The 23,169-nt window shown below is 38.9% G+C and carries 25 protein-coding genes and 2 tRNA genes; 22 read left to right on the top strand and 5 right to left on the bottom strand.

Annotated features, from left to right (window positions below; translation table 11 throughout):
- Window positions 1–31 precede the first annotated feature (31 nt).
- Window positions 32–589 carry a hypothetical protein gene (locus RZO55_RS25640; protein ID WP_318067085.1) on the top strand — a complete coding sequence of 186 codons (558 nt, stop codon included), beginning with the start codon at window positions 32–34 and terminating at the stop codon, window positions 587–589.
- A gap of 71 nt (window positions 590–660) precedes the next feature.
- Here the strand turns inward: RZO55_RS25640 and RZO55_RS25635 are convergent, their stop codons facing one another.
- Window positions 661–987: a hypothetical protein gene (locus tag RZO55_RS25635; RefSeq protein ID WP_318067084.1), complete on the bottom strand. Its 327-nt coding sequence runs from the start codon at window positions 985–987 to the stop codon at window positions 661–663.
- A gap of 517 nt (window positions 988–1,504) precedes the next feature.
- Between RZO55_RS25635 and RZO55_RS25630 the strand changes: the two genes are divergently transcribed.
- On the top strand, window positions 1,505–1,672 hold the full coding sequence (locus RZO55_RS25630) for a hypothetical protein (protein WP_318067083.1): 168 nt from the start codon (window positions 1,505–1,507) through the stop codon (window positions 1,670–1,672).
- A 113-nt stretch (window positions 1,673–1,785) separates the two neighbouring features.
- Here the strand turns inward: RZO55_RS25630 and RZO55_RS25625 are convergent.
- Together RZO55_RS25625 and RZO55_RS25620 are read right to left on the bottom strand one after the other, a co-directional pair.
- Window positions 1,786–1,858: transfer RNA gene (locus RZO55_RS25625), tRNA-Val, on the bottom strand.
- A gap of 74 nt (window positions 1,859–1,932) precedes the next feature.
- A tRNA-Pro gene (locus tag RZO55_RS25620) sits at window positions 1,933–2,006 on the bottom strand.
- Window positions 2,007–2,140: 134 nt separating this feature from the next.
- Here RZO55_RS25620 and RZO55_RS25615 point away from each other — a divergent pair.
- From RZO55_RS25615 to RZO55_RS25605, 3 genes are read left to right on the top strand one after another with little or no spacing between them, the layout of a single operon-like run.
- The gene (locus RZO55_RS25615; protein ID WP_318067082.1) at window positions 2,141–2,935 is read left to right on the top strand and encodes a Cof-type HAD-IIB family hydrolase; all 795 of its coding nucleotides are present in this window, start codon (window positions 2,141–2,143) and stop codon (window positions 2,933–2,935) included.
- The gene (lpdA, locus tag RZO55_RS25610; RefSeq protein WP_318067081.1) at window positions 2,935–4,419 is read left to right on the top strand and encodes a dihydrolipoyl dehydrogenase; all 1,485 of its coding nucleotides are present in this window, start codon (window positions 2,935–2,937) and stop codon (window positions 4,417–4,419) included. Before RZO55_RS25615 ends, lpdA begins: the two co-directional genes overlap by 1 nt.
- The gene (locus tag RZO55_RS25605; RefSeq protein WP_318067080.1) at window positions 4,364–6,151 is read left to right on the top strand and encodes an aminopeptidase P family protein; all 1,788 of its coding nucleotides are present in this window, start codon (window positions 4,364–4,366) and stop codon (window positions 6,149–6,151) included. Before lpdA ends, RZO55_RS25605 begins: the two co-directional genes overlap by 56 nt.
- A gap of 22 nt (window positions 6,152–6,173) precedes the next feature.
- On the opposite strand, the gene RZO55_RS25600 is transcribed toward RZO55_RS25605, so the two are convergent.
- Complete coding sequence (locus RZO55_RS25600; RefSeq protein WP_439100090.1) at window positions 6,174–6,515, bottom strand: helix-turn-helix transcriptional regulator; 342 nt, start codon at window positions 6,513–6,515, stop codon at window positions 6,174–6,176.
- 171 nt (window positions 6,516–6,686) lie between these two features.
- Here RZO55_RS25600 and RZO55_RS25595 point away from each other — a divergent pair, with 171 nt between their 5' ends.
- Window positions 6,687–7,586: a GGDEF domain-containing protein gene (locus RZO55_RS25595; RefSeq protein WP_318067079.1), complete on the top strand. Its 900-nt coding sequence runs from the start codon at window positions 6,687–6,689 to the stop codon at window positions 7,584–7,586.
- 55 nt (window positions 7,587–7,641) lie between these two features.
- Here RZO55_RS25595 and RZO55_RS25590 read toward each other — a convergent pair whose 3' ends face one another.
- Window positions 7,642–8,232: a prolyl-tRNA synthetase associated domain-containing protein gene (locus tag RZO55_RS25590; protein ID WP_318067078.1), complete on the bottom strand. Its 591-nt coding sequence runs from the start codon at window positions 8,230–8,232 to the stop codon at window positions 7,642–7,644.
- A 153-nt stretch (window positions 8,233–8,385) separates the two neighbouring features.
- Between RZO55_RS25590 and rlmD the strand changes: the two genes are divergently transcribed.
- The 16 genes from rlmD (at window position 8,386) to RZO55_RS25515 (ending at window position 22,900) form a co-directional block, all read left to right on the top strand.
- The gene (rlmD, locus tag RZO55_RS25585) at window positions 8,386–9,792 is read left to right on the top strand and encodes a 23S rRNA (uracil(1939)-C(5))-methyltransferase RlmD (RefSeq protein ID WP_318067077.1); all 1,407 of its coding nucleotides are present in this window, start codon (window positions 8,386–8,388) and stop codon (window positions 9,790–9,792) included.
- Between the two features lie 351 nt (window positions 9,793–10,143).
- Window positions 10,144–10,827 (top strand): hypothetical protein, encoded by a 684-nt coding sequence (locus RZO55_RS25580; RefSeq protein WP_318067076.1) that lies wholly within the window; start codon window positions 10,144–10,146, stop codon window positions 10,825–10,827.
- Window positions 10,828–10,890: 63 nt separating this feature from the next.
- Window positions 10,891–11,049 carry a hypothetical protein gene (locus tag RZO55_RS26100; RefSeq protein WP_500683318.1) on the top strand — a complete coding sequence of 53 codons (159 nt, stop codon included), beginning with the start codon at window positions 10,891–10,893 and terminating at the stop codon, window positions 11,047–11,049.
- 120 nt (window positions 11,050–11,169) lie between these two features.
- Window positions 11,170–11,499, top strand: coding sequence for a RhuM family protein (rhuM, locus tag RZO55_RS26095; protein WP_500683317.1), 330 nt, complete (start codon window positions 11,170–11,172; stop codon window positions 11,497–11,499).
- Between the two features lie 322 nt (window positions 11,500–11,821).
- A complete protein-coding gene (locus tag RZO55_RS25570) occupies window positions 11,822–12,610 on the top strand; it encodes a PHP domain-containing protein (RefSeq protein WP_318067075.1) in 789 nt (262 codons plus the stop codon).
- Between the two features lie 234 nt (window positions 12,611–12,844).
- A complete protein-coding gene (locus RZO55_RS25565) occupies window positions 12,845–13,063 on the top strand; it encodes a hypothetical protein (RefSeq protein WP_318067074.1) in 219 nt (72 codons plus the stop codon).
- A gap of 249 nt (window positions 13,064–13,312) precedes the next feature.
- Window positions 13,313–13,450 (top strand): hypothetical protein, encoded by a 138-nt coding sequence (locus RZO55_RS25560; protein ID WP_318067073.1) that lies wholly within the window; start codon window positions 13,313–13,315, stop codon window positions 13,448–13,450.
- Between the two features lie 12 nt (window positions 13,451–13,462).
- Window positions 13,463–14,650 carry an amidase family protein gene (locus tag RZO55_RS25555; RefSeq protein WP_318067116.1) on the top strand — a complete coding sequence of 396 codons (1,188 nt, stop codon included), beginning with the start codon at window positions 13,463–13,465 and terminating at the stop codon, window positions 14,648–14,650.
- Window positions 14,651–15,188: 538 nt separating this feature from the next.
- Window positions 15,189–16,337: a hypothetical protein gene (locus RZO55_RS25550; RefSeq protein ID WP_318067072.1), complete on the top strand. Its 1,149-nt coding sequence runs from the start codon at window positions 15,189–15,191 to the stop codon at window positions 16,335–16,337.
- A gap of 148 nt (window positions 16,338–16,485) precedes the next feature.
- Window positions 16,486–17,985 carry a hypothetical protein gene (locus RZO55_RS25545; RefSeq protein ID WP_318067071.1) on the top strand — a complete coding sequence of 500 codons (1,500 nt, stop codon included), beginning with the start codon at window positions 16,486–16,488 and terminating at the stop codon, window positions 17,983–17,985.
- Window positions 17,986–18,198: 213 nt separating this feature from the next.
- Window positions 18,199–18,552, top strand: a complete 354-nt coding sequence (locus RZO55_RS25540; protein WP_318067070.1) for a multidrug transporter — start codon at window positions 18,199–18,201, stop codon at window positions 18,550–18,552.
- A 292-nt stretch (window positions 18,553–18,844) separates the two neighbouring features.
- Window positions 18,845–19,303, top strand: coding sequence for a helix-turn-helix domain-containing protein (locus RZO55_RS25535; RefSeq protein ID WP_318067069.1), 459 nt, complete (start codon window positions 18,845–18,847; stop codon window positions 19,301–19,303).
- Complete coding sequence (locus RZO55_RS25530) at window positions 19,296–20,249, top strand: HipA domain-containing protein (RefSeq protein ID WP_318067068.1); 954 nt, start codon at window positions 19,296–19,298, stop codon at window positions 20,247–20,249. The genes RZO55_RS25535 and RZO55_RS25530 overlap by 8 nt, the downstream gene beginning before the upstream one ends.
- A 33-nt stretch (window positions 20,250–20,282) precedes the next feature.
- A complete protein-coding gene (locus tag RZO55_RS25525) occupies window positions 20,283–21,701 on the top strand; it encodes a hypothetical protein (protein WP_318067067.1) in 1,419 nt (472 codons plus the stop codon).
- Window positions 21,698–21,787, top strand: coding sequence for an SEC-C metal-binding domain-containing protein (locus RZO55_RS25520; protein WP_318067066.1), 90 nt, complete (start codon window positions 21,698–21,700; stop codon window positions 21,785–21,787). The genes RZO55_RS25525 and RZO55_RS25520 overlap by 4 nt, the downstream gene beginning before the upstream one ends.
- Window positions 21,788–21,883: 96 nt before the next feature.
- Window positions 21,884–22,900 (top strand): DUF7309 domain-containing protein, encoded by a 1,017-nt coding sequence (locus tag RZO55_RS25515; protein ID WP_318067065.1) that lies wholly within the window; start codon window positions 21,884–21,886, stop codon window positions 22,898–22,900.
- Window positions 22,901–23,169: the final 269 nt, after the last annotated feature.

Here is a 23,169-nt window from a genome sequence, read left to right as displayed (position 1 = left end):
ATGGAATGAATATGAAAGGAACGGTGAAATAATGAAGAGTTTAGATAAAAACACAGCGTTGCTATTTGCAGTATTATCTGTAGCCTTTGTATTCCTGATGGCAACCGATTCAGTTTTCTTTGAATGGGCATTTTCAAGACATCAAAATATTCTGAGCTGGTATATACGGCCTATCTTTATGATTCCGTTATGCTATTTTGCTTTTATAAGAAATGCAACCGGAATAAGCGCAACAATCTTTTTGTTGTTAACCAGTATGTTCTGGTTTCCCAGACCTGGTGCGATTGATCCGAAAGTAGGAGAGCTCCTGGCAATGGAGCGGGAATATCTTACAGAGAACTGGACGGCAGCAAAAATTATAGTTACCAGTATCGTACCTGTTTCAATGGGATTGTTAATATGGGGTTTATGGAAGCGTAATATAAAAGCTGGTATCGGTGTGCTGATCGGAATTGCCTTTGGTAAGATAATCTGGAGTGTTGCGGAAGGCGGAGCGTCTGGAGCGAAGGTTATTATTCCTGCATTAGCAGGTCTTGCCATATGCTTAGTGGTGGTAATATGGTGGTACAAAAAAAGACATATTGAATAAAGGAGTAACAGCTTATGCTGTATCAGACTGTAAAAGACGGTGTCAGGACGAAGGTCCTAGCACCGTCTTACCTAATTCATCTGCTTCCAATATTTCGATAGAAAAGCAAATGTAATGATAGGATTAATAAAACCGGATAACGCCAAAATAATACCCACATGATGTATTGCTACATTCAGAATCATGGTAATTATTATACAAATTACAATGGCATAAAAAGCAATCTTTCTTTTTTTAACCAATAAAAGAATATAGGCTGCAATAACAAAGGCTCCTACAACAGCCAAATCAAATAAACCTGCTACACAATTAACAATTAAAGTAAATACACTTAAAATAATACAAATGATGCTCCAAATTTTAATGCCTTTACCAAATACTAATGTTTCTTCGTTCATATCATTCCCTCACATTTCTATTAGTTCTACTTATGTATAATCGTCTTTATCGATAAATTCTTAAGGTTTTATAATATAAATGTATTATAAAAATAAAAACACCGGGAAACTTTTCTTATAAGGAAAACCGGTGTTGGATAATCTTTAAATCTATCCCCCGCGTAACTCTTAGGCTGTTTTATTACCCATTTATTATTTTCGTCGACTACCATGTTTCTACAAACATGCACTGTGTTTCCTACGAGTATTTATATTAAAAGATTATTTGCTTCTTTACAAGTATTAATATACCTGGGAATATCCGAGCGAGAGTTCTGAGATAGAAATATTACAAGGACAGGCTGCGCATGAGAACATGGTGACTGACTGGAAGTGGCATTTAACACGGAGGTTCAGTCAGGTAAAGTAGTATTTAACGTATTAGTTTACATTGGAAACTTAATATTGATAGTTGGTGAAATATGAGCTAAGCTGTATCTTAATAAGAAGAATAATAATAGGATATGGAGGGGCTAATATGGAAATTAGAATTAGAAAATTCAAAGAGTCAGATGCTGAAACGATAGCAACCTTGGTGCAGCGAAACTTTCGAGAAGTAAATATTCAAGACTATTCAATAGAGGAGATGGAAAAACTCACATTCCTGCTCCACTGGATCAAAATGTGGGCATTTCGTGTTGCATAGTTAGGAAAAAATGCAACACGACAAGAAAAACAGCAACATTTCGTGAAAATTAAAAACACCGAAAAACCCAGTAATTACAAGGAATCTCGGTGTTTTCTATATTTTTATAATAATGGAGACAACAGGACTCGAACCTGCGACCCTCTACACGTCAAGCAGATGCTCTCCCAGCTGAGCTATGTCTCCATACCTTTATCAGTAAACTAAAAGCACCGGTTTCCTATCATTTGGGAAATCCGGCACTGCTTCGCAATTGTCAATCGGAGTAACAGGATTTGAACCTGCGACCTCTCGGCCCCCAGCCGAGCGCGCTACCAAGCTACGCCATACTCCGTTTCCTGACACTCAGACATTATAGCAGAAAATTTCCAATTGGTAAAGTATATTTGTTGAAAAAATTTAAAATTTAATATATGATGGAGTAGAGAAGACGAAGAAAGAAGAAAGAAGAAAAAAAGGTGAAGATAGATGAAACCAATTGTTAGCTTTGATGTAGACATGACGCTGCTTGATCATAAAGACTGGTCGATTCCTGCAAGTGCGATGGAGACTATTGAAAAACTGAGAGAGAATTATACCATAGTGCTGGCCACCGGAAGAGACATGGATTCCATATTCAGTACTGCAATACGGGATCAGATACAACCCGATGCAATTATTCATCTCAATGGAACCAAGGTGACGGTAGGAGAGACCTTAATTTATGAGCATACTTTCGATAAAAATCTTTTGAAGCAGATTCTATCCTATGCAAAGCAGACTCCTTACAGTGTAGGAACCAGCGTAGGTGAGTATGATTATTATGTGAATCCAGAGGTAGTAAACGAGCATGACAGGAGGCTTTGGGGAGAATGCAGAAGAAACTTTGCAGATGCCGATATGCTCGCTAAGCTGGATGTGAGAACCATGGCTTTTATCGGAGATGAGGACGGCGCAAGAAAGATGGAGGAGGAGTTTCCGGAAATTCATGTTCATATGTTTGCGGATAAGAGAGGTGCAGATGTTGTTGAGCGAAAGGCATCAAAAGCGGTAGGCCTGGCCAGACTCTGTGAATATTATAAAATTCCTCTTTCCAGGACGGTGGCCTTTGGAGACAGTATGAATGACTACGATATTGTAAAGGCAGCAGGGATCGGAATCGCTATGGGCAATGCCATGGAAGAACTGAAGAGAGCGGCAGACTATATTACAGATGCCATCGATCAGGATGGAATAAAGAATGCCTGCCTTTATTTTGAAATGATCCGGCAGGAGGAGATTTAATGGCAGACCATTATGACATTATCATTATAGGAGGAGGACCGGGCGGTTATACCGCTGCATTAAAAGCGGCTTCACTGGGATTTAGAACAGCAATTGTGGAAAAGGAGAAGCTGGGAGGCACTTGTGTAAATAAAGGCTGTATCCCGACAAAATCCCTTCTGTACGCAGCAAGTAAATTTAAAGAGCTGCAAAATTGTGATGAATTCGGCGTATCTACGGATTTTATTTCTTTTGATTTTAAGAAAATGCAGCAATATAAGAAAAGTTCTGTTAAATCCTATCGAAAAGGCATTACGGATCTCATTGAAGAAGAAAATATAACGGTTCTTACCGGAACAGGTATCATACGAAGAAATAAAACGGTGGAAGTACACAGTGCGCAGGGAAAGGATTATTATACTGGGGATTACCTCATTATAGCAACAGGTGCGAAGTGTGTAATTCCCCCTATACCGGGTGCAGATTTGCCTGGGGTCCTGACAAGTGAGCGGCTGCTGGCTTCGGATAACTGGAATTACGACCGCCTTCTGGTGATCGGAGGAGGAGTCATAGGTGTGGAGTTTGCAACCATTTTCAGTGCGCTCTGTTCCCATGTGACAATACTGGAACGGGAAGACCATCTTCTTGGACCTATGGATACCGAAGTATCCCAGGCACTGGAAGAGGAATTGAAACAAAGAGGGATTACAATTCACTGTCAGGTCAATGTGAAGGAAATTAAAGAAGATACAGACCATGGTCTTTCCTGCGTCTTTGAAATGGGTGGACAAGAGCATACCATTCAAACCGGGCACATTTTAATTGCAGCAGGGAGACAACCCTTCCTGGAAGGTCTTCTGGGAGAGGACGTGAGTCTGGAACTGGAGAATGGACATCTAAAGGTTAACTCGGAATTTCAGACCAGTGAACCCGGGATCTATGCCATTGGAGATGCAGCCTCAGATATTCTTCTGGCCCATGTAGCTGCGGCACAGGGGACATATGTAGTGGAGAAGATCGCTGGAGTGGAACATACCATCCGCCTGTCCGTTGTTCCCAACGGAATGTTCGTGAAATTACCGGTTGTTCCCAGCTGCATTTATACAGAACCTGAGATTGCATCAGTGGGGATTACCCGGGAAGCTGCTGTAGCAAACAATATGCATGTATGCTGCGGCCATTATTCCATGAGTGGCAATGGCAAATCCATCATTACCAGCAGGCAGAACGGATTTATTCATCTGGTATTTGAAGAATTTTCCGGTACTCTTGTGGGAGCCCAGATTGTCTGTCCCAGAGCAACTGACATGATCAGTGAGATGGCGACTGCAATTGCAAACGGATTAACGGCGAAACAGCTTCGGCTGGCCATGCGTGCCCACCCAACGTATAGTGAGGGCATTACGGCAGCTATTGAAAATTATTTTGAAACTAAAGGAGAGCAAGGCAATGATGAAAGAGAGACTGGAACAGTTAAGAAGCCTGATGGCAGAGCGCCATATTGATGCTTATATGATACCTACCTCTGATTTTCATGAATCAGAGTATGTAGGGGAATATTTTAAAGCGAGAGAATTTATGACCGGATTTACCGGATCAGCAGGAACCGCAGTGATAACAAAAGATGAAGCGGGCTTATGGACAGACGGCAGATATTTTGTTCAGGCTGGAATGCAGCTTTCAGGTACCGGTATAGAACTGAGAAAAATGGGCATTCCCGGAGTTCCTGACATCATGGAATATCTGGAGACAGTGTTGCCAGATGGCGGGAAACTGGGCTTTGACGGACGGGTTGTCAACTGCTGTCAGGGCGAGGAACTGGAAGAAAAGCTGGCAGACAAGCATGTGACTATAGTATATGAAGAGGATCTGGTGGATCAGATCTGGAGTCAGCGCCCTGCTTTATCCAAAGAGCCTGTCTGGATTCTTGATGAAACGTACGCCGGTAAATCCGCTTCTGAGAAAATCAGTGATTTAAGAGAAGAAATGAAGAAAGAAAAGGCAACAGTTCATCTTCTTACCACACTGGATGATATTGTATGGCTTCTAAATATCAGAGGCAATGACGTAAGCTGCAATCCGGTTGTCCTTTCCTATGCAATGGTGACAATGGAGCGGTTTTATCTGTTTATCAATGAAGAAGTGTTAAATGACGAGGTGAAAGCTTATTTAAAAGAGCTGTCTGTAACGGTCTGCCCATATCAGGACATCTACGTTTCTGTTGGACAGCTTAGAGATCAGAGAATTCTTATGGAAACAGGCAGAACCAATTATGCCATTGTAAAGGGCATCGATTCTTCCAACCGGATCATTGACCGTATGAATCCGACTGTACTTGCAAAAGCAATGAAGAACTCTGTAGAAGTAGAAAATATGAAAAAAGCTCATGTGAAAGACGGTACGGCCATGGTGAAATTTATTTACTGGCTGAAAAAGAATGTGGGCCATGAAACAATCACTGAGGTCAGCGCCCAGGAGTTATTAGATAAACTTCGGTCTGAGCAGGAGGGGAATCTAGGGATCAGCTTTGATACCATCTCTGCTTACGGAGCCAATGCTGCTATGTGCCATTACAAGGCTACGTCAGAGAGCGATGCAGTGATTGAGCCAAAAGGACTTTATCTGGTGGATTCCGGCGGACAGTATTATGAGGGAACCACAGATGTAACAAGGACTGTAGCAGTAGGTCCGCTGACCAATGAGGAACGGGAGCATTTTACACTTACAGTCATCAGTATGTTACGCCTGGCAGCAGTAAAGTTTCTGTATGGCTGCAGAGGTCTGACACTTGATTATGTTGCCAGAGAGCCGTTCTGGAGCCGCGGGATCAATTTTGATCATGGTACGGGACATGGAGTGGGGTATCTGCTCAATGTCCATGAGCGTCCCAATGGTATCCGATGGCGTATGGTTCCGGAGCGTCAGGACAACTGCATTCTGGAAGAAGGGATGATTACTTCCGACGAGCCGGGAGTTTATATAGAAGGCAGTCACGGAGTTAGAACCGAAAACCTGATTGTATGCAAAAAAGCGGAATCAAATGAGTACGGTCAGTTTATGGAATTTGAATTCCTTACTATGGTACCTATTGACTTAGAAGCACTTGACCCTTCCCTGATGACAGAACGGGATATAACGCTTCTCAATGATTACCATAAGGCGGTTTACGAAGCGGTGGCACCACATCTTACAAAAGAAGAAGCATTGTGGCTGAAGGAACAGACAAGAACTATATAGAAAACAGGCAGGACCTTATCGATCAAGGTTCTGCCTGTTTTTGACTGTCTGCCTTCGCGCTGAGCCGCAATAAAATTGGAAATAATGCTTCCAGATCTTCATGGCTTATTTCTTTCAGTATTGCAGCGGCCTCCCAGTAAAGAGTCTGCTCTTTTTTTTCTGTATTAAAAAACTCGATGGGAGTAATTTCAAGATAATCACAGATTTCAAAAAACTGTTTCATGGAAGGCAGAGAACGCCCTGAAGAGATACCCTGTATATAGCTTTTATTCTTTCCCAGATCTAAACTCATCTGATATTCGGATATATTTTTCTTCAGGCGGAGTTCCGTAATTCGGTTCCTGACAAATTGTTCATCCAACATTATCACCTCTTGGTTTATCATAAAGGATATTTTAACCAGACATTACGTATTATATGCGTAATAATGCTCTAAAAACAAGTTGCATATACGGTTGAAAAGCGTTATCATGTATGATATACGATTAGAAAAGACGGGGAATGAAGGATTCCATGAGGTACAGGGGGAAGTATCATGAAAGGAAATTCAGAAATACAATTAGAAAGTGAGAGTAAGGGAATCGAACAGGAATTTTACCGTTTCAGCCAGGCGGAACAGCTGTACGGGAATATGAGTCTTTTTACTGACACTGTATTGTTCGAGTATTCCTATCCAGAGAAGCGGCTGTATCTGTCCGCTAATGCGAAAGGTTATATTAATTTGCAGGCATTTCAGCACTTTCTTTCAAAGCACACCGATAATGCACCAAAAGATGGGGAGATGCGTTCATTTGAGTTCAGTCTTGGAAAGATAGGGGAGCCTTTTCACTGGTGCAGCTGCAAGTTAACTTCTATCTGGGAGGAGAAAAAGACAGCTCCGTATAAGCTGGTCGGAAAGCTGCAGGACATCAGCGGATTAAAAGCGAGAGAAGAACAGCTGCTTTTAAAGTCTATTAAAGACGGTCTGACCGGAGTGTACAACAAATCTGCATTCGAATACCGGGTTGATGAGCTGTTAAGCGATGAGACGGAAAGCTGGCTATGTATGATTGACATTGACAATTTCAAAGAAATTAACGATTGTTATGGTCATCCTACAGGGGACCGTATCCTGATGAAGGTAGGCGGAATGCTCTGTGACCTTTTTCCGGAGCCAGACCTGGTAGGCAGAGTAGGTGGTGATGAGTTTGTGGTATTTACATCCGGCAGCAATGTTTATAAACGGGCGGAAAAACTTTTAAAACGAGCAAAGAAAGCGGTACCAGATGGAGAAGGGCGCCTTTCTGTCAGTATCGGTATTGTTTCCAGTGCCGGGAAAAAAGAAATAAATTACCAGAAGCTTTTTTCACAGGCGGACCGTGCCATGTATTATGCCAAGCAGGCGGGGAAGAACAGAATAGCTTCCTATCACGACAATTTTTGGCAGGTCACGTAGCATAAGTTCAGACCAGGCAGGAGACGGAGATCCTGCCCTTTTTGTGGTTGAGTTTTTATTGAATGGAATCCGACTCACCAGGAAGATCTACCTGGATGAAGCTATGGTTTATGGCTGGGAGTATTTGGTTAATTAAATCAGCTGTTTTCATTTTCAGACTGCTGGTATTGATGCAGGGGTGGCAGCTAAAGAACTCAGATAAGAGCACATCTTTGTCAATGAGCAGTTGAACTTTGTTGTCTTTATCATTCATAAGCCCGAGAACAGAAACAGAACCGGGAGTGATATCTAAAAATTCAATCATAAACTCCGGATCAGCAAATGAAAGTCTGGAGGAGCCGATTTGTTTTGAAAGACAGGCAGTGCGGAATTTCTTTTTCCCAGGAAGCAGGAGTAAGAAGAATTCCGTTTTTTTTGCGTTGCATAGAAACAGATTTTTGCAGATATCAATGTTTAGCAGGGAATCAACCTCCCGGCAGGCATCAATGGTGGGGAGCGGAGCATGGTCGAGCCGCTGATAGGGGATTTCAAGCCGGTCTAAGAGATCGTAGGTGCGGATCTCCTTTTCTAATCGGTCAGATAAATCTTCTGGCTTCCCATAATAAAGTGTTCTATCTATATAGAAGTTGTTACTGGCATCTGACAATTGTTTTTCCTCCTTTTTCTCTTTTGAACTATTATAACCGCCGACGGTGAAAAAGCAATAGTTTTTCAAGAATCAAAGAAATTCGGTGGTTTTATGGGAAAGAATATACTATAATAGCTTTTGATAATAGAAAAGAAAAGGCGGTTTAATGAAATGATAGATAATCGATTGAAAAAGGAAACGTTTCGTATAGAAGGAAAGAAAGCCGGGGGAAAGAAAATCGAAGGAAAGAAAACCGAAGGAAAGAAAACTGGGGAAAGAACGGAAAAGAAAGAATTTTCCAACGACAGGAAAGGCCGTATGGGGGAGAAGGAGAACGGGAAAAAAGAGAATGGAAAAAAGGTGCCCAGGCAGAACGGGTATGAGCAAACAGGCAAGCCGCGATCCGGGAAGATAAGAACTGATAAGAGTAATGATAATGCAACCCAATGCCCTGTATACAGAAGGTGTGGTAGCTGCCAGCTTCTCCATCTGCCCTATAAAAAACAGCTGGAACAGAAGCAGAAAAATCTGGAAACATTGTTAAAGCCATTTTGCCGCCTGGAGTCTATGATAGGAATGAGCGATCCTTATCACTATCGGAATAAAGTACATGCTGTCTTTGACCACGATAGAAAGGGAAATCCCATTTCAGGTGTATACGAGGCCAATTCCCATATAGTAGTTCCTGTAGAGAGCTGCCTGATTGAGGATCAGAAATCAGATGAGATCATCGGAACCATCAGAGGAATGTTGAAATCATTTAAAATACGCACGTACGATGAGGATACAGGATACGGCTTGCTGCGACATGTTTTAATCCGCCGCGGTTTTATGACAGGCGAGATCATGGTGGTGCTGGTAACCGCCTCTCCCATATTTCCTTCAAAGAATAATTTTATAAAAGCATTGAGGGAACGCCATCCGGAAATCACGACAGTGATACAAAATGTGAACAACAGGGGAACCAGCATGGTGCTGGGAGATAAGGAACATGTACTTTATGGTAAAGGTTATATCGAAGACGTTCTTTGTGGATGCCGTTTCCGCATATCTTCCAAATCCTTTTACCAGGTAAATCCGGTACAGACAGAAGTTCTCTATAAGAAAGCGATTGAAGCGGCGGGTTTGACCGGAAAAGAGCGGATCATTGATGCTTATTGTGGTATCGGCACAATCGGTATTGTTGCCAGCAGCCATGTAAAAGAAGTGATTGGTGTGGAATTAAATAAGGATGCGGTTCGTGATGCAATTGAAAATGCTAAAATTAATAAGGTAAAGAACGCAAACTTCTATTGTAATGATGCCGGAAAGTTTATGGTGAATATGGCGGAGTCGGGGGAGCATGTTGATGTTGTGTTTATGGATCCGCCAAGAAGCGGGAGTACGGAGGAGTTTATTGACTCTGTTTCCAGAATGAGACCGGATAAAGTGGTATATGTGTCCTGCGGGCCGGAGACATTGGCCAGGGATTTAGAGTATTTTAAGAAGAAAGGGTATGAAGCGAAGAAGGCGTGGGGGGTGGATATGTTTCCCTGGACTACTCATTGCGAGATTTGCGTCGAAATTTGTCGAAAATAGTAATATTTATGGACCTGCCAAGCCAATGGAATACCAGATGCTGTCCAGCTAATTGAGTAGGTTCCTTGTCGTGAACTATTAAGTATTGCAGAAAAAGATAAACGTAGTTTTTCTTCTTGAATTGGGCAGTAAATAAAGTTTTTTCATGAAAAGGAGCAATTGAAAATGATTAGGACAAAAAGCGTTAAACACTCAGCAATGATAATGGTGTCCTTTATCATTTGTATCATCAGCATGGGTTGTAGAAAAACTGAAATGACTAAGTAAGAACAAACCAGCACTGAGCAATTAACAGCAGTAACTAAGACTGAGGCGTTAACGACAGAAAAGGAAACATATACTGAAACCACCATGGAAGAACCAATCCGGAATAATACACACAATATTTTTAAAGGTACAATAGGAGAATCAGAGGTACAAATGAACATCCGTAGAGAAGGTAATTCTTTGACTGCATCATATATTACTCGAACTGATGATGAAAAAACACTTCGTGGAGAAATGAAAAGTCCAACGGAATTCGAGTTAAATGATAATGAAGGCGGATATTTAAAAGGTACTGTTTATGATGGCAATTTAAAAGGCACCGGCAATATTTCCGGAAAAGATGTAACGATTAGTATGTATTTGTCAACGTTTATGCCTATAGGATATGATCATGATGATTACTACAGTGGAGATCATATTATGAGTCGTCAAATGACATCAACAGAAGTTGAAAATTTTGCCAAACAGATAAAAGAATCTATGACAGATAAAGAAAAATTCATAAAATTGTTTCGATATCCACTTGATATTCGAGTAAATAAAAAAGTTATTCCTGTACAGAATGAGGATGAAATGTCAGATCAAATTGATACTTTATTCGCAGAAACGGATTTTCGTGAGAAGATTGAAACAATGTATACAAAATATTTATTTACAAATTACCAAGGTGTATGTGTTGAAAACGGAATTCTTTGGTTTGATAAAGATGATAATGGTGATTTTAAAATCTGGTCACTTAATTATCGGGATTCTAACTACCTTAACTAATAGATAGTAAGCGTTATAAATAAAACTTAGTAGTTCAAAGCTATGATAGATTGGAGGAATACCATGCCAAAAAAGAAAGATGAAATAAATATTCATAGTTCAGAAGCAGAATATCTTAATTATGTTGCAGCAGTTGGAGATAATGCAAACAGCATGGAAATGCGTTATGAAGATGAAAATATATGGCTGACACAGAACATGATAGCTGCACAGTATGTGTAAGTATGATGAAAGTCTTTCAACGGTAATGAACATATTAAGAAAATATATGATGACGGTGAGCTGAAAGAGGAGGCAACTATTCGGAAATTCCGAATAGTTCAAACCGAAGGCCCAAGGCAAGTGAATCGAGAAGTTATTCACTATAACCTCCAGATGATTATTGCCGGTGGCTTTAAAGTCAATAATGACCGTGCTGTTCGTTTCCGCAAGTGGTCAGGACAAATCGTCAAGGATTACTCCATTCAAGGCTGGTCAATGGACAAGGAACGGCTGAAAAAAGGTCATATGTTCACGGATGAATATTTTGAGCGTCAGTTGCAGAACAACCGTGAAATTCGCCTTTCCGAGTGGGGATTTTATCAGAAAATCACTGACCTATATTCTACAGCTTTTGATTATGATAAAGATGAAAAGACTACCAGACGTTTTTTTCAGACTGTGCAGAATTAGATGCACTGGGCTGTTTACAGACATACAGCAGCGGAACTAATTGTGAAACGTGCTATTGCAGAGAAATAGCATATGGGATTGACCACTTGGGAAGCCGATCCGGCTGAAAAGATTTTAAAGCGGATGTTTCCATTGCGAAGAATTGTCTGAACGAAAAGGAAATATAACTGCGTTTTGTGGGCATCGGAATCAACGCCATAAGGCACAGAGACAGTTTGTCTACTTGAGTATGAAAAGGCTAATAAGTAAAAAATCTGAAGTCTTTGGAAGCAAATATAAACAGCAATATATTTTCGGAATTTGTTGATAGGAGGTAATGAATATGCGAGATGTTCATGTTCATTTCTTGCATGGGCAAGGTAAGTATTCCATTGAGTTTTTTGAAGGGTTTATTTCGACTGCGCTGAAAGCCGATATAGATGAAATTTATTTATTGGAGCATACGCATCAATTTTACGAATTTGAAAAAGTGTATTTTTCTGTTAAAAATTATAACAGCTTTCAGCGTGACTGGATTTCGCAAAGAATGAACGGCTCTATCGATAGTTATCTGAGTTTTATTGAAAGCGTAAAAGGCAGAATTTATCCGGTTAAAGTCAAATTCGGCCTGGAAGTATGCTATATCCCTGAAACTGCCGATCGACTTTCTGATTGCCTTAAACAATATGACTTCGATTTTCTTACTGGATCGGTACATTGGATTGATGGCTGGGGTTTTGATCATGCAAAGCAAAAGGAAATTTGGAGAGCAGTAAATTTCAATGATATATATAAAAGGTATTACAGTATCATGTGTGAACTCTGTGACAGTGGTTTGTTCAGCGGTCTTGCCCATCCTGACAGCATCAAATGTTTTGGTTATCAGTCTTCCTTTGATTTAAAAGATACTTATTATGAATTGGCGCACGCTCTCAATAGAAATAACATGTATGCGGAAAATAACGGTGGTTTGCGTCTGAATTACAACCAAGACTTACAACTTGGACTGAATCAAGAGCTTCTGCAAATTCTAAAGGAAAATAAAGTGATATTGATGACCGCTTCAGATGCGCATAAACAAAGTGATGTTGGAGCGAACATAAAAGAACTTCAAGCTATGGTAAATTCATAAGTTTATTTATACGTGCATTTTAGCTTCAGACATTACCCAAAGAGCCGCCGAGGGGGTATAAGAAGGGTACGGCATCTTTTTTTGACCGTTCACCGCATTGTGGGGTTTGGAAATTCACCTAAAATAGAAATATTTATGGAGCTGCCATAATTTCATAATACGCAAACATAAGTAAATCTTAGAAACTGTAAATGAAATAGGACAGCTTATAGTTTTTGATAGGAGAATTATTTTATGATAAATAAATTAAGAGCGGTAGAAGATGGTTATATGGAATTATTCTGCCAGAAAAAAACAGTGCAAGATATCAGCTATTTTAGTAATCAGATTGTACCAGGATTGTATGACCATAATTTTATTCTGTTAGAAAACATAAGCAATGAGACGGAAACAATTGAATTTATTCGTGAACAATTAAAAGCGTTGAACTGTGATTGGTGGAGAAGGCATTAATATCTCCGTAGAAAATACAGAGGGTTTTACTATGTTTCAAATCTACGCCAAGGGTAAAATGCGTTTTTCAGGAATCTGTATTACAGCATCAACACATTGCGAGATTTGTGTCGAAATCTGTCGAAAATAATAATATTCATGAAATTTGACTCAAAGCATCATGCGGTAGAATTTTCAATTAGCATTTACTAGTATATAGCAAATGTATATAAATTAATAAATTACGTATTCAGAGGGGGGCTGAATGTAATGTTTAATATGTCAGCAATTGAGTTTGCATGTGCCATTCGAGATAAACGTATTGGTGTTTTAGAGCTTACAAGAGCATATATTGAACGGATAGAAAGATTTGATGGAGCTGATGGACTCAATGCGGTAGCAGAATAAAATGAGAATGTCATTGAACAAGCTAAAAAAATGGATTCCATGAAAGTTAACAGTAATGGAGTCATGTTCGGGTTACCGGTGCTTATTAAAGATAATATAGATGTTTCTGGACTACTTACCACGGCCGGTAGCCTTGCTCTCTCAGACAACATTGCCAAAAAAGATGCTCGAATTGTTGCGAATTTGCGTCGCAATGGTGCTTTAATATTGGGGAAAACCAATATGACTGAATTTGCAAACTATACGGGTGACAACATGCCAGGGGGATACAGCTCCCGTGGAGGCCAGGTTAAAAATGCATATGATCGTGCAAAAAATCCCAGTGGATCGAGTTCAGGTTCGGCTGTTGCAATGTCAGCTGGGTTTTGTTCTGCTGCGATTGGTACAGATGCATCCTTCTCCATTGTTGGGTGTGTCACGGAAAATGGCGTTACAGGACTTAAGCCAGCCCACGGTTCTTTGTCTTCAGATGGGATCAATCCAATTGCTATAACCTTAGACAGCGCTGGTCCTATTACACGTGATCTGAGCGACTCATTGCTTGTATATTCTTGTATGAGAGATGAAGCATTGCAGCCGATTGAACCAATAGTACCTGAAAAAATGAAGCTTGCAATAAATATTTTTAATCGGGACCAAGTTTCCGAGATTCAGCTTGCGAGATATGATACTGAACTTAATGAACTTAATGAACTAAAAGCAGATCATGTACAGATCACTGAGGTAACTCACGTTCATACAGAATATCAGTGTGATATAATGCGCTTTGAATTTCGACATGATCTTGAGAAATATTTATCTAAATCCAGAGCCTCACTTAAAACACTCAAGGAAATAGTCAGTTACTATGAATCCAACCCGGATCAAATGATGAAATACGGCGATTATTATTTACGTGGTGCATTAGAATGCGATTCAGGAGACCTTGATAATATAGTATATATAAAAGCAATGACTGAGCGCAAAAGACTTCGGAAGGAAGTAATTAAAAGTATTAGTAAATACGATGCATGCTTGATGACCGGGCCAACTAATGTCATGCATTTTATTGGACTGCCATCATTAGCACTAAGACTATGTATGGCTGGCGATGGAACACCACGTGGTATTATATTATACGGAGCAGATGAAAGGCGACTTTTGGCAGCTGCGTTGACTATTGAACGGTATTGTGCGCCTATTACTATGCCAAAGCTATAAGTTCTTATATAAGTGTCAGTCAAATTAATTTCCACGCCAAGGGCAAAATGCGTTTTTCAGGAATCTGAATTACAGCATTAACACACTCTGAAATAATTGTCAAAATGTGTCGACAAAAAACTTGGTACAAGTGATATACCTTATTCTCGTAATATAGTAAAATAAAAATAACCTGTTTAAAAAACAAACTTATTATTATATGTCTTTCAAGGGAGATTTTGAAAGAAGGTGATGAAATGAAGAAAGCTATCAGTTTAAAGTTGTTTTTTTTTGACTTCGACGGTTGGTAATTAAAGTAAAATTCAAATGGAGGCAAAACTTGAAAGAATAGAAATTAAGTCATCCTAGTAAAGGCAAAGTTTTTGGTACAACTTACACATCTTATAAACATAATAATTTAATGTACAATGCCCCATGTCTCCAAACCTTCAGAAGCTCTGTAATTTACCCGTTTTGTAGTGTATCCCAACAATTTCACAAAGCATTACTCAAGCGCTTAGCCTGAGTCGCTTTTGTGCTTGCGGTATAGCGGAAAGGTATGGTTGATAAAATGTTAAGATTGAAAAAGTTCTTACCGATCGTGATGGCTATTGTTATGACTTTGGGAATTAATACAAATGCTTTCGCAACGGAGAATACCCCAAAAGCAAACGAGCCATTAACTGGTACAATTCAACAGATAAGCACTTCGGACTTTGATGAAGCGGAAAAAATTGAATCTCAGAAAATACAGGAAATTACGACGGATAATTACAGTTTTCCACAACTGAATGTTAAGCCTAATTTAAAATTAGACAGTCAGAAAAAATCTGCTACTGTAAGCAATGCCACGAGTGAGGCAACCACAAATGGTATATGGCAGATTAATGATCCAGTATTTGTTGGAGATGGAAACTTAACGGGTTCTTACGACCTGTATTTAGTTAATACTTCTTCCCCTACGACTATATTTTTAAAACTAGCTTCTAGAAGTTCAGAATTATTAGCCGTTTTATATAAGGTAGATGCTCAAGGTAATTTGATAAATACCGGATTTGGAGCATATGCAAATGGCAGTGATAATTTTGGAGTATTAGCAGCTGGCAATTATGCAATTGCAATCGGATCTTCTAGTGGAAATGCTACGGGCACATACACTTTGATGTGGAATTCTTCCAATCCTTCAGGTGCAAGTAGCATTATTGACAGAACATCAGATCTTTCGCGAGTCGTTTTATTTTATAGCAATAATATAATTCGGAGTAATGGAACAAATATTATGACCGATTTAAAATGGGAAGAACATGAAACGTGGTATTTGCCTCTTGGGTATAGTGCAAGAGATATGGTAATTGACAGTATAACTTCAAGTGGAACTTATTTGGGCTCTTTCACAAGCAGCAAGCCTTATACGGTCAATAATGCATTGTTCATTGAGGTATCAAGAGGTTCATATCTTTACTCTAATAGTTATTATAGAAATAACGAAGGTGAAGTAGTGCATGTCATAGATTATACAGATCCTTCTGGTTTAAAGACACCAAGATGGTTAGGAGAAGCGGCTACAGATTTTAATTGGGGTAGTCACTATATTGTTATTGATCTTGATACGTTCCAGGTAGTGGAATTCTTAAGCCCGTTTAACTACCATTACACAAATGAGGGTGGAAGAACTTATTCATTAAGTAATATCACTCAAATTGATTAATAATAATTTAATCATTTTCAATACGAAAAAGCAGCGGGTATCATTTTTCGCTGCTTTTTCGTTATAAAATTTATATATAAAATTGGTTAAATATGGAATTAATGTGTCGATATATTATTTAGATATTAATGAGAAAGGGGTGTAGTATATGCAAATATCTGGTTTGGGCATGAAGCAGATGCCTTCTTTGCATGATTTTGCAAGACTTGGTCAGTCAGATTCTCGATTAAGTAAAAGTATTGGAGTATCATCTGAGACTACTTATACGAAAGAAGATGCGGTCATTTATCAGTATAATAGACAATACGATATTAACTCTACGATTGACGAGCTTGCAAGCGGCAAAGCTGAGATAAAAGGCTTGGGGTTGCCAAATTTAGAAGATAATGATACTTTTTTGAAAGCAGTAGAAACCTTCCGCCAAAATCTGGAGAAAAAAGGCCTTGGGAATGAAATCAATTGGAATAGCGTGCAATATGACTTTTCTTCCACAGATGTTGAACTAAATACCGTTGATCAATTCAGCAATAAAGCAGATTATATAGCTTCTCGCTATACTGTATTGCAGGATCGCATTAATGCAGATTATTCCGGCAAAGAACTGGATGAGCAAATGGGCAAACTGAATACCTTATTTTCTAAGTCAAAAGAATTGCTTGTAGATTCTTATGTTGATGTAGTAGGCAGTTTCTTGGAAGAAAATGGTGTAGGAGATGAAACGGCAAATCTGAGAGATAGTATTTATGCTGGAATTAATAACCGTGTTAAAGAATATTCTGATTATATACAAAGCAATCGAAATTATGCCGAAATTGATTCGGATAGCGATAAATGGCTGCTTCAGGATGATGGTTACATGGCAGCGCATCTACGGGAAAAGATGGATAATTCTCTCGTAGTGGAAAAAACATCAGAAGAATCGAAATCAGCGGTATATTCTTTGCGCGATCTGGAGGTCGCGGGTATCTATGTGCAACAGACTTCGAAACAGTATGAATCCCTGGAGCATACAGGGGTTATCCGTAACGAGGAAAGCATTGGTCTTGATCTGGCAGTACAATCCATGAAAACCGATTATCTTACTAAAAATTCTGGTATCAGCAATAAGATGGCTTCCCTTATTAATCGTACGTTTGATGGATATATGGAAAACTATCTAGAAAAAATTGATGAGCAGTTAAAAAAAGATGCTAATCATTCGATGATTTCAAATAGTAAGCAATTGTATGCTCCCTTGGATCATTCTGCAGTTCACGCTGTTTATCAATATACAATGAATCAATACCAAAAGTCTGGTGATATGTTGCAAGCTTTGGGAAGTGGAGCGCAGTATGGAAAAGAGCAGTATGATAAAAAAGTGGACAGCAGTGCCTATGAAAGCATGGCACGTTATCAGAGTAACATACTCAATACATATACTTGGGATAACTTTTTCCAAAGCAAGCAAGATAATCCCTATGCTTTAAATATGAGTGATTTGCAAAAATATACGATAACAATTAATCATTTTAAACAGAGTGTTGATAATGGTGATATACAGAATATAGATTTAATGCTTGGGAGTAATGGTGACTTATCATCAGACCGGCTGAATTATTCAAATATTAACCAGTATGAACAAAATTACAATTGGGAGGCATATGCTTAATAAGCTATTACCAAAAGGGTTGCTTCCCAAAGAGGGCAATAACAAAAAGACCTCCTGTTGTAGGATAACTACGATAGGAGGTTTTAAGTTGTTTGGAAATCCCGAACAACTGCTGTGAACTGCCATGTTAACCAAGAATCAATCTGTCGGAAATTCCGACAGGTTGTAAAAAATTGTGAACTGTCCCGGGAAAAGGGATTTTATAATTCGGATATGAAAGAAGCTATTGGGAGGTTTGAGGTCTTGCAGGAGCAGAGATATACAAAAAAGGACTGGACGCTTTTTAAAAATAATATTGCTGATTGGCAGGAAAGCTATATGAACAGGCTCAATAAGGAATATATAGAATTATTAAGTGAAGACGCTAATCCATCAGATAAGTTTTGGAGACTGGACAAGAGAATAAAGGAAGATAGGAAGAAAACTGGTGTTCAATTAGAAATGAGCCGGTCGAACCTTATTTATAATATTATTTCACTTATAAACGGGGGTGCAATTAGCTACGAAGATCTCGAAGAGTTCAGTGATGAGCTGAAGGAAACTGTAAGTGCCTTTGTTGAGAGATAGTTTGTAATATATGAGTTCAGCGAGGTATCCTTTTTATAATAAGTATTAGTAATCGATTGTCTACGCCAAGGACTAAGTGTGCCTTTCAGGAATCTTTATTACAGCATCAACACATTGTGAGATTTGTGTCGAGATTTGTCGAAAATAGCAATATTTCTGATAAGTCAATGTTATGACAGATAAGTTGATACATTAAAACAATTTTCTAAAACACATTAACTGCTGAATTTGGGAAGGGAACTTCTATTGACACTATATCGGAACACCGATATAATGACTGTAGGTGATGAAAATGACAATACAACAGCTTTTACAGGATACTCAAATGTCCCGTTATCGTTTATCAAAAATCAGCGGGATTCCATGGGCCACTCTTGCAGATATTTATTCAGGAAAAACCCATCTTAACCGTTGTGGCGCAGGAACGCTCTCCAAACTGTCCAAAACACTTGGTCTAACTATTGAGGAACTGCTGGTACTGGAAACAGAACCGGAAGAAAACACAGTCACGGGAAAACCAAACAGAAAAACTTATCTGGAATCCGGACTGCCGGAGAGTGTTGAAAAAGCAATAAAAGAATATTTACAAGGTGAAAAGGAACAGGTGCTCTATCTTGATTGCTTGTGGGGCGAATTATATGGAGCCATTAATTCCAATCTTTGGGCTGACTTAATTACTGAGGAACAGGCAAGCTATCTGCGTGCAAAATATCTTGGTACAGAGGGAAAGGAGAATATCATTAATGATTGATTTTACATCGTGTGAGGTAAATAAATTCAGAGCCTACGGTGGAGCAAATGGAAATAAAATTAATATTCTTTATGAGGGCAATAGCTACATGCTTAAATTTCCGCCTGTCCCATGCCGTAATAAGACCATGAGTTACACTAATGGGTGTATCAGTGAATATCTTGCCTGCCATATTTTTGCCTCCCTCGGATTCAAAACCCAGGAGACATTGCTCGGAACTTATACTGATTCACGTGGGAAGGAAAAGGTAGTAGTAGCCTGTGGAGATTTTACCGAAGGCGGCAAAAAACTCATTGAGTTTGCACATCTGAAGAATACCTGTATCAGCAGTGAACAGAATGGATATGGCACAGAGCTTTCCTCCATCCTACAGGCAATAGACGAACAGACGCTTCTGCCGCCGCATCAACTTAGGGAGTTCTTTTGGGATATGTTTATTGCCGATGCACTGCTTGGTAATTTTGACAGGCACAATGGTAACTGGGGCATTCTCGTAGATGAACAGTCCAAGACAGCGGAAATTGCTCCTGTTTACGACTGTGGTTCCTGCCTTTACCCGCAGCTTGCAGCCAAGGATATGGAGGCAATTCTAGACAGTGAAGATGAGATCGACAGGCGGGTATATGTTTTCCCTGCCTCGTCTGTTGAGGAGGATGGAAAGAAGATTTCCTACTTCGAATTTATCTCTTCTATGAAAAATCCGGACTGCATAGCGGCCCTAAAAAGAATTTCCGCGCGGATTGATATGGAAAAAATATGCATGCTCATTAATGAAACGCCGACACTGCTTCCAATACAAAAGGATTTTTATTCTGTAATGATTTCAGAGCGAAAGGCAAAGATTCTTGATTACAGCATGAAACAGCTTATTAAACTGAACGGACAGGAGTCAGAACAAGAGGAACTAAAAAGCAGTGGTCAACAGTTTACCATGCGACATATCTGATGAGTATTATTCAATTCCATGGATAGGAGAAAAATGAGAGAAAGCAGAGAACAAATTGCAAATTATATAAAACAATACAAAGCACAGGATGTGAAAGTATTATATGAGCTGATGGTTAAAATTCTATTAGAAAATAATGATTTCCGTTTGGTAGAAAATGCGGGAAAAGATGATCTGATTCCTGTAATAGAGAGAGAAACTGGTAAAAGGATAGATTACAAATTAGACACCATAATAGGGAAAGAATCGGTAAAATTATTTAAGAAAATAGAAGAACTGGAATTTTCAGAGAGTAGACTTAAGAAAGCGCAGCGAGTGGAGCTGCTGGCAGAGGTCCTGGGAGATGATACTCTTTTTGAAGGATTTTGTTTGGCTTTTTATGAAGCAGATGATTCATTGCAGCAGTTATGCAAAGATTATGGCTGCCTGGAAAGGTATAACGAATTAGCGCAAAATAAAGTGTATCAAAAGAGAAAAAAATACATGCGTATCATAGCAGACTATGCAATGGCAGCTGTGAATCTTTACGGCGTGATACATGTTACAGAACTGGTGACGCTAATACATAAATATGAGAATAAATTTGATGAGAAGGGATATAACCATGTAGATGGCAGCTATAAAAATACAGTGATGTTTACTCCTGAATTTGTATGTACATGTACGCTGCATCAATTGATTGGAGATTCAGTTCCGGTCATATGTACAACGATGGATGGATTTTTGCTTCATAGTTGCTTTCGGGATTCATATAAGAATGAACATGTAAAAATGTTGCGGTTTTTTAAAGGAACAAAACGCGGATTAACAGAAAAAGATCTCGAACGTTTTTATAAATCCGTAAGCTATTCTTCTTTTAGACAGCTATATCAGGAGGCGGGTTTAAAGAAGAGATATCTTCCATCTAAAAAGGAGTTTCTGCGCTATACGGATGAAAATTATTATGAAATATCCAATGCAGAAAAAGAAATGCAAAGGTATATAGAGAAAAAGTTTCTGCCTCACTTTATAAATGTAGCACAAAAGGTCGGTGTAACCGTAAAAGAATGTATGGATGATTTTATCACGGAAATCCATGATCAGGCAACCGACATAGGAAAATCCGGAGAAGAAAGAGATCCACAGGAATATGTACAGTTTGTATTTGCAGCCATGCAAGGGTATGGCATTGATATTGAAAATATTGATCAAGCAAATGAATTTCTCGGATATGCGATAAAGGTTATGAATTCTGTTAGAATGTGGTACAACCATGGGTGTACCCCTGATGAAGTGTTGCGAGAGACACCAATACACCCGGAAGTTACTACAATTGTGCCAGGAAGTTCACGAGCAGCAGCAATCCTGACTGAAGGGCAGGAACAGTTAGGTCAAATGGGTATATCGATCTTGATGCAACTGCAACTGATATTTCATCTCTTTCATTTGAAAATGGAATTAATGGAAAAATGACTAAGATTACGAGAAAAGTATACCCAAATGATTTATGTCCTTGCGGCAGTGGAAAGAAATTTAAAAAGTGCTGTGGTAAGTTTTAAAGCATTGTAATAAAAGATAACGGTAAGTTAAGTTTATGCAAATGTAATTTGAACTTAGATAATCAGTGTGTAGTTGGCATAGAGCTGGGAGTGTATATGAGAACGGAAGCAACAATAGAAGAATGGAATAAATTATATGAGATCGCAACACGGATTAAGACGTTAAAACCGTGGGAATTCTTGTGGGATATGGATATCTTTGGAATACTGACCGGTGATATTCGTGAAGAAACAGTATTCTATAGTGTATTGGGAAGAGGTGGAAGCTGTATTGGAATATCTATTTATGAAGGATATGAAGCATTTAATAGCTATATGATGTTGACAATGCAGGAACGTATGAATATATCTGTAGAATATGCCATGTCCAATCAGAAATGCATGAGTTGTTATTGGGGAGCCAGAGAGGAACTGTCAACCAAACAAAGAGCGATTATAAGTGATATGGGGTATAAATTTAGAGGGAAAAACAACTGGCTGTATTTCATGTCATATGAACCAGGTTATTATCCTTATAATTTAGATCGAAATGAAGTGCTTCGATTAACGAGTCATCTGGAAAATTTTCAATTAGCATTTACTTACTATTTAGAAAAAAAGATACAGATAGATTTTGAGAATGGAAATATGTTTTTATTTTTTATATCAAAAGACAGAGAAAAGTGGCATTTTGAAGAAGAACCACTGCCATTAACGAGCTTTAGCTTCGGGAATCTTATTATAACAGACGAAGACTTGCTTGCAAAATTAAAGAAGGCACCGAAGCGTAAAGCTGTTTTAGAGATGGAAGTAAGTCCACTTGGTGCATCAGTGACAGATAAAAAATATGATAGACCAGCCAATCCAATGCTTAGTGGAATCGTAGATGCATCAAGTGGAATGGCTATTTCCTTTGAAATGAATGAACCGGAAGAGGATTCTCTTGTGATTCTGGCGAATAGTCTAATAGATTTTATTTTTAAATATGGTTTGCCAAGAGAAATACGAGTCTCGAATGTAATTGTTGAAGCAGCATTGGAACAAATCTGTGAAATATGCGGAATTAAGCTTAGAAGGGTGAAAAGATTGCATGCAATGGATGATTTTCTAAATTCTATGAGAAAGTTTAGATAGCATTCCGGTAAAGTTGGATGCGGAATGCCATTTATAAAGAAACCGAGATTTGTTGAATCAATAAAATTATTAAACCATTATTAGATGAAATAAGAAATATACTTTAGTATTAGTTAATCGATTGTCTACGCCAGGGATAAAGTGCGCCTTTCAGGAATCAGTATTACAGCATCAACACATACAGAAATAATTGTCGAGATATGTCGAACAAAAACTAGATATATGTAATATACCTTTTTCCAATAATATGGTAAAATAGGAGTAACTTG

It is taken from the genome of Clostridium boliviensis (genome assembly GCF_033342255.1).
GTDB classification, from domain to species: Bacteria; Bacillota; Clostridia; order Lachnospirales; family Lachnospiraceae; genus Lacrimispora; species Lacrimispora boliviensis.
The sequence above is the reverse complement of the archived record's forward strand: the minus strand, read 5'-3'. Positions and strand labels throughout refer to the sequence as shown.

What these genes read in the sequence shown, in the direction of transcription:
- RZO55_RS25565 (WP_318067074.1), top strand. Translation starts at nt 12,845, where the DNA reads ATGATAAATAAATTAAGAGCGGTAGAAGATGGTTATATGGAATTATTC.
- RZO55_RS26100 (WP_500683318.1), top strand. Translation starts at nt 10,891, where the DNA reads ATGCCAAAAAAGAAAGATGAAATAAATATTCATAGTTCAGAAGCAGAA.
- RZO55_RS25600 (WP_439100090.1), bottom strand. Translation starts at nt 6,515, where the DNA reads ATGTTGGATGAACAATTTGTCAGGAACCGAATTACGGAACTCCGCCTG.
- RZO55_RS25550 (WP_318067072.1), top strand. Translation starts at nt 15,189, where the DNA reads ATGGTTGATAAAATGTTAAGATTGAAAAAGTTCTTACCGATCGTGATG.
- RZO55_RS25635 (WP_318067084.1), bottom strand. Translation starts at nt 987, where the DNA reads ATGAACGAAGAAACATTAGTATTTGGTAAAGGCATTAAAATTTGGAGC.
- RZO55_RS25595 (WP_318067079.1), top strand. Translation starts at nt 6,687, where the DNA reads ATGAAAGGAAATTCAGAAATACAATTAGAAAGTGAGAGTAAGGGAATC.
- RZO55_RS25520 (WP_318067066.1), top strand. Translation starts at nt 21,698, where the DNA reads ATGACTAAGATTACGAGAAAAGTATACCCAAATGATTTATGTCCTTGC.
- lpdA (WP_318067081.1), top strand. Translation starts at nt 2,935, where the DNA reads ATGGCAGACCATTATGACATTATCATTATAGGAGGAGGACCGGGCGGT.
- RZO55_RS25540 (WP_318067070.1), top strand. Translation starts at nt 18,199, where the DNA reads ATGAAAGAAGCTATTGGGAGGTTTGAGGTCTTGCAGGAGCAGAGATAT.
- RZO55_RS25545 (WP_318067071.1), top strand. Translation starts at nt 16,486, where the DNA reads ATGCAAATATCTGGTTTGGGCATGAAGCAGATGCCTTCTTTGCATGAT.
- RZO55_RS25630 (WP_318067083.1), top strand. Translation starts at nt 1,505, where the DNA reads ATGGAAATTAGAATTAGAAAATTCAAAGAGTCAGATGCTGAAACGATA.
- RZO55_RS25525 (WP_318067067.1), top strand. Translation starts at nt 20,283, where the DNA reads ATGAGAGAAAGCAGAGAACAAATTGCAAATTATATAAAACAATACAAA.
- RZO55_RS25530 (WP_318067068.1), top strand. Translation starts at nt 19,296, where the DNA reads ATGATTGATTTTACATCGTGTGAGGTAAATAAATTCAGAGCCTACGGT.
- RZO55_RS25560 (WP_318067073.1), top strand. Translation starts at nt 13,313, where the DNA reads ATGTTTAATATGTCAGCAATTGAGTTTGCATGTGCCATTCGAGATAAA.
- RZO55_RS25580 (WP_318067076.1), top strand. Translation starts at nt 10,144, where the DNA reads ATGGAAGAACCAATCCGGAATAATACACACAATATTTTTAAAGGTACA.
- RZO55_RS25515 (WP_318067065.1), top strand. Translation starts at nt 21,884, where the DNA reads ATGAGAACGGAAGCAACAATAGAAGAATGGAATAAATTATATGAGATC.
- RZO55_RS25605 (WP_318067080.1), top strand. Translation starts at nt 4,364, where the DNA reads ATGATGAAAGAGAGACTGGAACAGTTAAGAAGCCTGATGGCAGAGCGC.
- RZO55_RS25535 (WP_318067069.1), top strand. Translation starts at nt 18,845, where the DNA reads ATGACAATACAACAGCTTTTACAGGATACTCAAATGTCCCGTTATCGT.
- RZO55_RS25570 (WP_318067075.1), top strand. Translation starts at nt 11,822, where the DNA reads ATGCGAGATGTTCATGTTCATTTCTTGCATGGGCAAGGTAAGTATTCC.
- rlmD (WP_318067077.1), top strand. Translation starts at nt 8,386, where the DNA reads ATGATAGATAATCGATTGAAAAAGGAAACGTTTCGTATAGAAGGAAAG.
- RZO55_RS25615 (WP_318067082.1), top strand. Translation starts at nt 2,141, where the DNA reads ATGAAACCAATTGTTAGCTTTGATGTAGACATGACGCTGCTTGATCAT.
- RZO55_RS25640 (WP_318067085.1), top strand. Translation starts at nt 32, where the DNA reads ATGAAGAGTTTAGATAAAAACACAGCGTTGCTATTTGCAGTATTATCT.